This window comes from Paradesulfitobacterium aromaticivorans (assembly GCF_054657415.1).
On record NZ_BAAHYT010000010.1, the window covers coordinates 2,214,115 to 2,226,253 of the forward strand.

7 protein-coding genes and 1 pseudogene are annotated in these 12,139 nt (G+C 50.5%); all 8 read left to right on the forward strand.

The features are described 5' to 3' along the window. Positions 1-10 precede the first annotated feature (10 nt). Positions 11-1,132, forward strand: a complete 1,122-nt coding sequence (gene glgD / locus ACYQ2N_RS16625; protein WP_460000449.1) for a glucose-1-phosphate adenylyltransferase subunit GlgD — start codon at positions 11-13, stop codon at positions 1,130-1,132. Positions 1,133-1,153: 21 nt separating this feature from the next. Continuing rightward, positions 1,154-2,584: pseudogene (gene glgA, locus ACYQ2N_RS16630) on the forward strand (glycogen synthase GlgA). 38 nt (positions 2,585-2,622) lie between these two features. Continuing rightward, positions 2,623-6,186: a bifunctional glycogen debranching protein GlgX/4-alpha-glucanotransferase gene (locus ACYQ2N_RS16635; protein WP_460000450.1), complete on the forward strand. Its 3,564-nt coding sequence runs from the start codon at positions 2,623-2,625 to the stop codon at positions 6,184-6,186. Between the two features lie 303 nt (positions 6,187-6,489). Continuing rightward, entirely contained in the window at positions 6,490-6,948 is a 459-nt protein-coding gene (gene rimP, locus ACYQ2N_RS16640; RefSeq protein WP_460000451.1) for a ribosome maturation factor RimP, read from the forward strand. Positions 6,949-6,985: 37 nt separating this feature from the next. Further along, a complete protein-coding gene (gene nusA / locus ACYQ2N_RS16645; RefSeq protein ID WP_460000452.1) occupies positions 6,986-8,467 on the forward strand; it encodes a transcription termination factor NusA in 1,482 nt (493 codons plus the stop codon). 4 nt (positions 8,468-8,471) lie between these two features. Continuing rightward, positions 8,472-8,738 (forward strand): RNase P modulator RnpM, encoded by a 267-nt coding sequence (rnpM, locus tag ACYQ2N_RS16650; protein WP_460000453.1) that lies wholly within the window; start codon positions 8,472-8,474, stop codon positions 8,736-8,738. Beyond that, positions 8,735-9,031, forward strand: a complete 297-nt coding sequence (locus ACYQ2N_RS16655; RefSeq protein ID WP_460000454.1) for a L7Ae/L30e/S12e/Gadd45 family ribosomal protein — start codon at positions 8,735-8,737, stop codon at positions 9,029-9,031. The genes rnpM and ACYQ2N_RS16655 overlap by 4 nt, the downstream gene beginning before the upstream one ends. Positions 9,032-9,074: 43 nt before the next feature. Then, entirely contained in the window at positions 9,075-12,131 is a 3,057-nt protein-coding gene (gene infB / locus ACYQ2N_RS16660; RefSeq protein ID WP_460000455.1) for a translation initiation factor IF-2, read from the forward strand. Positions 12,132-12,139 lie beyond the last annotated feature (8 nt).

The window sequence follows — 12,139 nt, forward strand, 5'->3', positions numbered from 1 at the left end:
GGACAAACCGATGACGAATGCAATCGGAATCATTTTTACAAATAGCGAAGCGGACAGTATGCAAGGGCTGGCCTTGACAAGACCGATTGCAGCCCTTCCCTTTGGCGGCAGATACCGGATTCTCGATTTCGCGTTGTCGAGCATGGTTAACTCCGGGATCAAGACGATTGGGCTGGTTACCTCACACCATTATCGGGCGCTGCTGGATCACCTGGGAGCCGGAAAAGACTGGTTTTTGGACCGGAAAAACGGGGGACTGTTTATTTTGCCCGGAGTGATGCACGGGTTGGTAGGAAACGAGCATGCGTTTTGCATTAAGGATTTATACCATAATATAGAGTACTTGCGCAAAGATCACGCAGACCAGGTGGTTATCAGCAGGGGTGATCAGATTTTTAATTTAAATTTCAAAGATATCTTGGAATTTCATACTGACAAGCGAGCAGATGTTACCTTGATTTATCAAGAGATGGTTGCCGGGGGTACGCTCCGCGACGAGCCGGTTCTTAAGTTTGACAAGAATCAGAAAGTAAGCGCAATTCAGCGCCAACAGGATGGCACGGAAACAGAACCGGTGCAACCGTGTTTTGTGAATTTATTAATCATCCGGCGCAAGCTATTGTTAGAAATTATTGCGAGGTACAGTCCTTTAGGGTGTATGAACTTACTGGATATTTTAACTGCCAATCTCCAAATTCTCAACATCTATGGCAGTCCAACCCGGGCGTTGGTCACCAGGATTCGCACGGTTACGGATTACTTTCACCACAGCATGGATCTCCTGCAGCGAAATGTCTGCGATGAACTGTGGTTAGGGGCCGATCCGATCTATACCAAAATCGTGGATAATTCCCCCACGCGTTATACGGCAGAAGCGAAAGTCAGCAACTCCCTGATTGCGAGCGGGTGCTCCATCGCCGGCGAAGTGGTGAACTCGATTGTTTTCCGGGGTGTGATTTTTGAACGGGGATGCCGGGTCAAAAACAGCATTATTATGCCGAAATGCCGTATTCACGCTCATGCCGAGATGGATTATGCCATTCTCGATCAAGCGGTGGAAGTTGACGATGGCAATGTCTTAAAAGGGAGTGCGAATAACCCTTTGGTTATCCTCAATCGAACGGCGGTCTAGGATTTGTTGGGAGGGGAGCGTATGAAAATTGTATTCGTGGCTGCGGAAGCCGATCCATTTGTTAAAACAGGCGGATTGGGAGAAGTTGTGAGCTCATTGCCCAGCTTCCTGCAGAAACAGGGTGTCGATGTGCGGGTGATCATACCGAAATACAGCCTGATTCCCGAACATTTTCAAAGCATGTTTAAGCATGTGGCCCATTTCGAGGTTCCCGTCGGGTGGCGTAAACAATATTGCGGTCTGGAGGAGATGACTTACCAGGGAGTCCATTATTATTTTATTGACAACAAGAACTATTTTGCGCGCGCGTGTGTATATGGGGAATATGATGATGCGGAGCGTTTTGCTTTTTTTTCCCGCGCGGCACTGGAAAGTTTAATCCATATACCGGGGTTTAGACCGGATGTCCTGCACTGTCATGACTGGCATACGGCTTTAGTCCCGCTGATGCTTAAGGCGTTTTATAGCCGGGAGCCTCTGTATTACGATTTAAAAACGGTATTTACGATTCATAACCTGAAATATCAGGGCGTTTTCCCCAAGGAAGTTCTGGGGGATATTCTGGGACTCGGGATGGAGTATTTTACAGGATACACCCTGGAATTTTTTGGTGCGATTAATTTTATGTAGGCCGGTCTGCTGTATGCCGATCAGTTGACGACCGTGAGTCCAACCTATGCGCAGGAAATCCAAAATCCGTATTACGGAGAAAACCTGGATGGCGTTCTGAGAAATAGACGGGAAGTCCTGACGGGTATTCTCAACGGCATTGACTATGAAGTGTATGACCCTGCTAAGGATCCCTATCTCGTCATGCCTTATCACGATATTGCGCTGGCCAAAGCGGAAAATAAAAAGCACATGCAGCGGAGTGTAGGACTTCCGGTTCAGGAGGAGCCGGCGGTACTCGGGATGATATCACGGCTTGTTGACCAGAAAGGCGTGGATCTGCTGGCCCACGTTATGGAAGATATACTTAAGTTGAAGGTTCAGGTGGTGATCCTCGGTGCCGGGGAGGGGCGCTATGAAGAAATGTTTCGCTATTTTGCCGCTCACCACCCCGAGCAAGTCGCGCTTAGATTGGCCTTTTCCGATAAACTGGCGCACCAGATTTATGCAGGGGCCGATATGCTCTTGATGCCCTCCCGTTTTGAACCGTGCGGGATAGCGCAGATGATTGCGATGCATTACGGCACGGTTCCCATCGTGCGGGAAACCGGCGGCTTAAAGGATACAATCATACCCTATAATGAAGTGACCGGCGCAGGCAACGGATTCAGTTTTGCCAATTATAATGCGCACGAACTGCTGTATACGGTGCAGCGCGCCGTGGGAATCTACGGGGAAGACAAGCAGGCTTGGGATAAGATCCGCCGGAATGCCTTGAAGTCCGATTTTAGCTGGGAAAAATCGGCCAAGGCTTACATCGGTATTTATGAATCTCTGACCTAGTTAAAACCCCGGACTAACAAAGGGTAAAGGTGAACATAATGGTGTTTAACGCATATCACAATTCACAGGATTTGCTTTACCGTGCGCCGTTTGGTGCGGTCACGTGTGGACAAAGGATCACCCTCCGCTTAAAAACGGTGTCGGCGGTTCCTGTCGCAGCGTGCGTACTGCGCCTATGGGCAGCTGGCCGGGAACTGAGGATTCCCATGCAGCCAGAGGAGGAGCACGCTCAAAACCTGGCTGCGACTTCCGAGGCTGAACAACCATTTGCCTATGAGGGATTATACAAGGGAGAATATGAGGGTTTCAGCACCTCCGGGCTCGTCTGGTACTATTTTGTGATTCAGGCGGGAGCCCGGCAATATTACTATGGAAATAATGACCAGAGGCTCGGGGGAGAGGGCGGGCTCTGGGAGCATGAGCCCTCGGCTTATCAAATTACGGTGTATCAGCCGATGACCATTCCGGAGTGGTATCAACGTGGCGTGATGTATCAAATTTATGTTGACCGCTTTTTTAGGCCCAGCGCCGGCCCTCCGACTTTCTATCCGCGCGCAAACGCTCTGATTCATGCCCGCTGGTCTGACCGTCCTCTTTATATTAAAGATGAATCGGGCAGAGTGACGGATTGGGACTTTTTTGGCGGAACGCTGCAAGGGGTTTTGGAAAAACTGCCCTACTTCAGGGAAATGGGGATAACGATTCTGTATTTTAACCCGATTTTTGAGGCTCCGAGTAATCACAAATATGATACGGCCGATTATCACCGGATCGATCCCATGTATGGAGATGATACGGTTTTTAAACAATTGATCGATAAAGCCGGGGAATACGGGATCTCCATTATCCTGGACGGGGTCTTCAGCCATACCGGGAGTGACAGCATTTATTTCAATAAATACGGCAATTATCCGGGGCTTGGTGCTTACCAATCGGTTGACTCCCCCTATTACGCCTGGTACCGGTTTGGGGTCAACCGTGAGGAGTACAAGTGTTGGTGGGGGATTGATTCCCTGCCGGAAGTGGATGAGATGAATCCCTCCTATCGTCGGTTTATCTATGGTGGCGATGACAGTGTGCTTCATAAGTGGCTGAACATGGGGGTGGCGGGGTGGCGCCTGGATGTGGCCGACGAGCTGCCGGATGAATTTATTCAGGAATTGCGCCTAGCGATGAAGCGCATTCGCCCCGACGCCGTGCTCATCGGGGAGGTATGGGAAGACGCCTCGAATAAAATAAGCTATGGTCAACAACGCGCGTATTTCTTAGGCAATGAATTGGATGCGACGATGAACTACCCTTTCCGTGCGATTTTCCTGGGATTTTTGCTGGGACAAAGCGATTCCCGTTCCGTTCATCAAGCGGTGATGAGTTTATACGAGAATTATCCGCGGGAAAACTTTTACGCGGCCATGAACTTGATCGGAAGTCACGATACGGCCCGGATTTTAACGCTCTTAGGGGAGGCGCCTCCGGAGCAGGAGCTGACTGAGACGGAGCGCAGGAATTTTCGGCTTCCTCCGTTGGCCCGGCAATTGGCGGTGCAGCGGCTGAAAATGTTCAGTTTGCTGCAAATGACTTTTCCCGGGGTACCCTGTATCTATTACGGGGATGAAGCAGGGGTGGAAGGGTATGCTGACCCTTATAACCGGGGAACTTTTCCCTGGGGTGAGGAAGACCGGGAAATTAGGCAATGGTACCAGCGACTCCTGCGTTTGCATGCGGAATACGAGGTGGTGCAGACCGGTGATTTCAGATCACTTTTCTTCGCGCCGGACGTTTACGGTTTCGTGCGCTCCGGGAACGAGGAAGAAATAATCATCCTGCTCAATCGTCACCCGGGAGAAACGAAAACAATCAATCTCTGCACTGAGGTGCGGACCTTTCCTTGGGTGGCTGACTTAATAACCGGAGAACAACTTGCTCCGGAAACGTTGAGTGCCTTGCCCATCAGTGCTCTGAGCGCAAGGGCGTTGCTCGGAAAAAAAACGTTGCCTCAATGTGCGCCACTTTACCGTTCCTGCGGGATATTATTCCATATCAGTTCCTTGCCCTCCGGCTGGGGTGTGGGGGATTTCGGGCAGGCGGCCTATGACTTTGTGGATTTCCTGGCAGAAGCCGGACAAACCTTGTGGCAGGTATTGCCCTTGAATCCCACCGGCTTGGGGGATTCCCCTTACCAAAGTGAATCGGTCTTTGCCGGCAACCCGGAGTTTATCAGTCTCGATCATTTGATCCGTGAGGGACTTTTGAATTCCGCGGAGACCCACGCAAAACACGAACAGCTCAGGCGTTTGGGCCTTGAACCCGGGGCGGGGTCGCAAGCGTTCAAAGCGTTAAAGCGCGAGCTGCTGCGCGAAGCTTATCGGGAATTTCAGCGGCGGCTGGAAAACAACCCTTTGGCGTCGTCTGGTTCCGGAAACTCAACCTATCTTACGCACGCAAACTTTTTGCACTTCCAAAACGAGCACCAAGGGTGGCTGGAGGATTATGTCCTCTTCCGGGCTTTAAAAGCTCATTTCGGGGATGTTCCATGGTATGATTGGGCACCTGCGATCGCTGCCCGTGAGCCGGAGGCATTAGCGGAGTATGCGCTGCTGCTCAGTGAGGAGATGGGCTTTGGGCGATTTTTACAATACACCTTTTTCTATGAATGGCATGAACTCAAAGCGTACGCCAATGCCAAAGGAGTTCAACTGATCGGGGATTTGCCCCATTTTGCCGCAGCCGACAGCTGCGATGTCTGGGGTAACCGCAACTTGTTTGTCCTGGATGAGCGGGGCAGACCGGCCAAAGTCGCCGGAGTGCCTCCTGACTATTTTAGCCGGACAGGCCAGTTATGGGGGAATCCGGTCTATGATTGGGATGCCCTGGCCGATACCGGGTATGCTTGGTGGAAAAAGCGCATCCGCTACAGCTGCGAACAGTTTGACTTCATTCGTCTGGATCATTTCCGGGGTTTCGAAGCCTTTTGGGAGGTTGACGCCGGAGAAACAACGGCAGAAAATGGGAGATGGATCAAAGGGCCGGGGAAACGGTTTTTTGAAAGTATCATGGAAAGCTTGCCGGCTGCCTCCGGGCACAGCCCCATTATCGTGGAGGATTTGGGAATGATCACGCCGGAAGTCAATGTATTAAAACATATTTTTGGTTTTCCCGGCATGAAGGTTTTGCAGTTTACCCCGCTAAAAGTGATGTCAGGGAATTCTGACGCCAATTATGTTTATTATTCAGGAACGCACGATAATAACACCTTATTGGGCTGGTATGAAGAGCAGGAACAAGGGGGTAACCCGGTCAACAACAGCGTGAATGCCAGGGAAATGAGCCGACAGGCCTGCCGCGCGTTGCTCGAAGAACTCTATCTGAGCCCGGCGGTGTGGGTTATCCTTCCGATGCAAGACATTTTGGGTTTGGGTGAGGAAGCGAGAATGAATGTTCCGGGAACGACCGCTGGAAATTGGCAGTGGCGCTTGGATGAAAACCTGGCTTTGGATGAGGTCAAAACTTGGCTGCGTACCCTGGCCGAGAAAGCACAGAGAGTCATTCCCTTAGTCAATGACGCAGTAAAGGCAGGATCAAAAGAACCGGCAGAAGCATAAATCGCTGGGACACGCTAAGTCGTTCCGGTCAAAGAAAAAATCCTAAATCCTGCGAATGTGAGCCGGAACTGCTTGCGTCAATCTCGTTAATGTGCTATATTAAAGTAAGGAAATTTCTAGCTGCTAATGGCAAAGAGTGGGTTTGACCCACTCTTTCATTTGTTGCGGAGGGGTTTGAGTGTAGGAAAATGCTTTCAAAGGTATAAGCACCTAAATCACTGCAAAACTATGAAATAGGGATTGCTAATTTAAGATATTCTAGGGACTAAGATCTTCTAAGGAAGCATCAAAGGAGAGAGCCGGATGGAACAAAGCATCGAACAAAGAGTCACAGCCATGATTGAACCCTTGATTAAAGATAAAGGGCTTGAACTGGTCGATGTTGAGTACATAAAAGAGGGAGCACATTGGTATTTGCGTCTCTTTATCGATAAGGAAGGTGGAGTCGATCTTGACGATTGCACTAGTGTAAGCCATGCGGTGAGTGAGGCCCTTGATAAAGATGACCCGATTGCGCAAGCATATATGCTGGAAGTGTCCTCTCCTGGTTTGGAGCGTCCTCTTAAAAAAGATGAAGACTTTGAGCGGTTTAAGGGGAAGTTGGTTTCTGTTAATTTAGTCGCTCCTTATCAGGGATATAAAGATTTTACTGGGTATCTAGTTGGTCTGGTGAACAATGAAATTGTCCTTGAATACGAGGGTAAACAGGTTTCGATTCCCCGTTCGCTGGCCCGGAAAACGCATTTAGCCCTGGAGTTTTAAATAAACCCTATAACAATACAAGGGGGAAAAATTAAAAATGAATATGGAGTTCATCGAGGCTCTACATGAATTGGAGAAGGAGCGGGGGATATCCGCGGAAATTCTTTTTGAAGCAATTGAGGCTGCCCTTATTTCTGCTTATAAGAAAAATTTTGCATCCCTGCAAAATGTGCGGGTAAGCATTGACCGCATGAACGGGGAAATCAAGGTCTTTGCCCGTAAGAACGTAGTCGAGCAGGCGGAAGACCCCCGGACGCAAATCAGCCTGGATGATGCCCACAAATTTGACCCGAATTACAATCTCGAAGATATTGTGGAAACGGAAGTTACTCCGCGTGAGTTCGGTCGGATTGCGGCCCAGACTGCTAAGCAAGTGGTGGTGCAGCGTATCCGGGAAGCGGAGCGAGGCATGATCTATGACGAATACATTAACCGCGAAGGGGATATTGTGACAGGGGTCGTGCAAAGGTACGAGCAGAAAAACGTGATTGTCGACCTGGGTAAGGTTGAAGCTGTCTTAAGCGCGCAAGAGCAGATCCCGGGAGAAACATACCAGCCCTTTGAAAGAATTAAAACCTATGTTGTTGAAGTCAAAAAGACCACCAAAGGGCCGCAGATCATGCTTTCACGCACTCATCCCGGCCTGATTAAACGTCTGTTCGAGTTGGAAGTGCCGGAAATTCATGATGGGATTGTCGAGATCAAAGGGGTATCCCGGGAAGCGGGTGCCCGTTCGAAAATTGCCGTTTTATCACGCGACTCGAATATTGATGCAGTTGGAGCATGTGTAGGACCGAAGGGGAACAGGGTGCAAACGATTGTCCTAGAGCTTAAGGGAGAAAAAATTGACATCATAAATTATTCTACTGATCAGAAAGAATTTGTGTCAAACGCACTCTCTCCGGCCAAAGTCTTAGGCGTTTATCCCAAGGCTGCGGATAAGGTGGCCTTGGTTGTCGTTCCTGATTATCAGCTGTCTTTGGCGATTGGAAAGGAAGGACAAAATGCCCGGCTCGCGGCCAAACTCACCGGCTGGAAAATCGATATTAAGAGCGAGTCCCAGGCTCTGGCTCAGAACCTGATCCCACAAGAGGAAGAACAATACGAAGATTACGATTCCTACGAATCTGAAGAATATACTGATCAACAAGGAGAGTATGGGGACTACGAAGACTATGAAGACTATGACGAATATGATGAGTACGAAGAATACGGCGAGTATGATGAGAATAGTGAGTATGATGAGAATAGTGAATATGGGGATGAATACCAGGAATACGATGATTACCAAGAGGGAGAAGGGGAGTACGAGAATTATACCGAAGACGGGGGCGAAGCCTATGATGAGTCATATGCTGATTATAATGATGAATCAGGTGAAGGAATAGAAGAAGATTCAACTCGGAAAAACGATGCTGGCGAAGAAAAACTGACTGAAAGAGACCGAGCCATGCAGAAGTACTTCGAAGCAGACGAAAAAGCAAGCAGCAAAGAAAAGAAGAAAAAAGGCAAGGGGTGATTTTATGAAGGTGCGCAAAGTACCGATGCGTATGTGCCTAGGCTGTCAGGAGATGAAGCCCAAAAAAGAACTCATACGGATCGTGCGTACGCCGGAAGGAACAGTTGAACTTGACTCCACCGGCAAGCGGAATGGCCGTGGCGCATACCTTTGTCCCCGGATCGAATGTTTGAAGATTGCTGCTAAAGCCCATCGTATTCAGAAAGCTTTAGGTGTCGCGGTGGCTCCTGATTTAATAAGCGAACTTGAAGGGAAGTTGGCTACTTCGTGACAGCAAGTTTTCTTGGTCTTGTAGGCTTAGCCCGACGGGCGGGCAAGGTTGCCTCCGGGGAAGCTCAAGTGGAGGCTATGCTCAAGCAACAGAAGGGATATCTTTTGATCCTGGCAGAAGATGCTCCGGGTGCTCAGAAAAAGTTCGCTCTCTGGGCTAAGGATCTAAAGGTGCCAGTTTTAATAAAAGGCGGCAAAGAAGAACTTGGCAGAGCCATTGGCTTAACGCCGCGCGCCGCAATTCTGGTTATGGATGAAGGGTTTGCGAAGGCTATCTTGAAAACGGGGAGTTGATAGCTTGGAGATCTACAGGCGCTGATTATGTGGGGGTGGTTGAATGACAAATAGTCGTGTTCATGAATTAGCAAAGGAATTTAACTTAAGTAGCAAAGAGGTCATATCAAAACTTGTATCCATGGGGGTAGATGTAAAAAATCATTTGAGTGCGGTAGAAAAAGTCGATGCTGACCGGCTCCGTGCCCAAATCAAAGGAACTTCAGGACAAGGTGCGGAGAAACCGGGGTCCCACAGTACAGCCCTGCGGCCAAACAATCCGGTTCAGACTCCCGTAGAGCCTCGTACAGCAGAGGCTGAGGAGCGTTCGCTTCCGTCTGAAGGCCGTCCACAGCCTTTGCGTCCGGAAATGCGCTCACATGATGCTCGGTCTGGAATGCCGCGTTCTGGGACGGAAGGACGTCCTCAAGGTCCGCGTCCGGAAGGACGACCTCAAGGTCCGCGTCCGGAAGGACGACCCCAAGGTCCACGTCCGGAAGGACGACCTCAAGGTCCACGTCCGGAGGGTTATCCTCAAGGTCCGCGTCCGGAAGGACGACCCCAAGGTCCACGTCCGGAGGGACGACCTCAAGGTCCGCGTCCGGAGGGACGTCCAATGGGTTCACGTCCGGAAGGACGACCTCAAGGTCCACGTCCAGAAGGACGTCCAATGGGTCCGCGTCCGGAGGGACGTCCAATGGGTCCGCGCCCGGAAGGACGACCCCAAGGTCCGCGTCCGGAGGGACGTCCAATGGGTCCGCGTCCGGAAGGACGACCCCAAGGTCCACGCCCGGAAGGACGACCTCAAGGTCCACGTCCGGAGGGACGTCCAATGGGTCCGCGTCCGGAAGGGTATTCCCAAGGTCCACGTCCAGAGGGACGTCCAATGGGTCCGCGTCCGGAAGGGTATTCCCAAGGTCCACGTCCAGAGGGACGTCCAATGGGTCCGCGTCCGGAAGGACGACCTCAAGGTCCACGTCCAGAAGGACGTCCAATGGGTCCGCGTCCGGAAGGACGTCCTCTAGGCCCACGTCCGGAAGGGTATCCCCAAGGTCCACGCCCAGAGGGACGACCCCAGGGTCCGCGTCCGCAAGGGTATCCCCAAGGTCCACGTCCGCAAGGTTCACGTCCAGGCGCGCCCGGCCGACCCCAGGGACAGCGCCCGGGTATGCAGCGTCCGTTAGATGTGCCCCCGGCACCCTCAACTACAACTGTTGAACAGCCGGTTAAACGCCAGATGCCTGCTCAAAAGAAATCCCAAGACAGCAAGAGTTTCGAGCGCAAACGGGAAACGGAAAAGGAAATGCGCAATCCATTTAAGCGCCAGTCCAGGCCGGGATTTAAGGGAGTTAAGGAAGTTAAAGACAGTACTCCTAAGCATATTGTAATTCCAGAGACTATAACAGTTCAGGACTTAGCGGGCAAAATGAGCCGCAAGGCCAGCGAACTGATCGTGAAACTCATGAATTTAGGAGTAATGGCAACGATTAACCAAGAGCTGGATTCTGAAACTGCAACCATTATTGCCGGCGACATGGGTGTTACGGTCGAAGTTAAGGTGGAAAAACCCCTGACTTTAATCGAAGATATCGAAGATGCCGCAGAAACCTTAAAGTTCCGGCCACCTGTGGTTACGGTTATGGGTCACGTTGACCATGGTAAAACCTCCCTTCTGGATGCTATTCGCACTACTAAAGTTACGTCTACGGAAGCAGGCGGAATTACTCAGCATATCGGTGCTTACCAGGTAGAAGTCAACGGTCAGAAAATAACATTCTTGGATACACCGGGCCACGAAGCTTTTACGGCCATGCGCGCCAGAGGCGCTCAAGTTACGGATATTGCCGTCTTGGTCGTAGCTGCGGATGACGGCGTGATGCCTCAAACCGTGGAAGCAATTAACCACGCCAAGGCAGCCGATGTTCCGATTATCGTAGCAGTCAATAAAATGGACAAGGAAGATGCCAATCCTGACCGCGTTAAACAAGAACTGACTGAATACGGTTTGGTGGTAGAAGAGTGGGGCGGAGAGACTATTGCTGTTCCGGTTTCTGCCAAGACTAAAGATAATATCGATCAACTGCTGGAGATGATTCTGCTGGTGGCAGAGATGCGGGAATTAAAAGCTAATCCCAACCGCGTGGCCACTGGAAATGTTATCGAGGCCAAGTTGGATAAAGGCCGGGGCCCTGTTGCCACAGTGTTAGTGGCTAAGGGAACCCTGAACGTAGGGGATATCGTAGTCGCAGGCTGTGCCTTCGGTAAGATTCGGGGTATGGTCGATGATAAAGGAAGGCGTGTCAAAAAGGCTACTCCGTCAATGCCGGTTGAGCTTCAGGGCCTTTCAGAGGTGCCGGGAGCAGGAGAGCAGTTCTTTGTGGTTCCTGATGAAAAGCTGGCCCGCCAGGTTACGTCTGCGCGCTTAACGGAACGCAAGGCAGAAGAAGCTAAAATGACAACTAAAGTTAGCCTTGAAGATTTGTTTGACCGGATTAAAGAAGGAGAGGTTAAAGACCTCAACATTATCATTAAGGGAGATGTTCAGGGTTCGGTAGAAGCCCTGCGTCAAGCTCTTGACCGTCTCTCTACTTCGGAAGTGCGGGTTAATTCAATTCACGGTGGGGTAGGGGCGATTACTGAGTCAGATGTAATGCTAGCTGCTGCTTCCAATGCGATTATCATTGGGTTTAATGTCCGGCCTGATGCCAATACTAAGTCTACTGCAGATTTGCAGGGCATTGATATTCGACTTTACCGGGTCATTTACGATGCCATCGAAGATGTCAAAGCAGCGATGACCGGCTTGCTCGAACCGGAATATAAGGAAGTAGTTATCGGGCGGGCAGAGGTGCGCCAGGTCTTTAAGGTTCCGAAAATCGGCAGCGTAGCAGGGAGCTTTATTACAAGCGGTAAGATTATGCGCTCAGCCAAAGTACGGGTTATTCGGGACGGAATCGTGATTTTCGAAGGGAATATCGATTCATTACGGCGCTTTAAGGATGATGTGCGCGAAGTGGCTGAAGGTTACGAGTGCGGGATTGGCTTGGAACACTTTAACGATGTTAAAGAAGGGGACATTATTGAGGCCTACACCATGGAAGAAGTTGAACGTCATCTCTAAGGCCTTGG

Coding starts and splice junctions, on each gene's coding strand:
- nusA (WP_460000452.1), top strand. CDS start 6,986: ATGAATATGGAGTTCATCGAGGCTCTACATGAATTGGAGAAGGAGCGG.
- rimP (WP_460000451.1), top strand. CDS start 6,490: ATGGAACAAAGCATCGAACAAAGAGTCACAGCCATGATTGAACCCTTG.
- glgD (WP_460000449.1), top strand. CDS start 11: ATGACGAATGCAATCGGAATCATTTTTACAAATAGCGAAGCGGACAGT.
- ACYQ2N_RS16635 (WP_460000450.1), top strand. CDS start 2,623: ATGGTGTTTAACGCATATCACAATTCACAGGATTTGCTTTACCGTGCG.
- infB (WP_460000455.1), top strand. CDS start 9,075: ATGACAAATAGTCGTGTTCATGAATTAGCAAAGGAATTTAACTTAAGT.
- rnpM (WP_460000453.1), top strand. CDS start 8,472: ATGAAGGTGCGCAAAGTACCGATGCGTATGTGCCTAGGCTGTCAGGAG.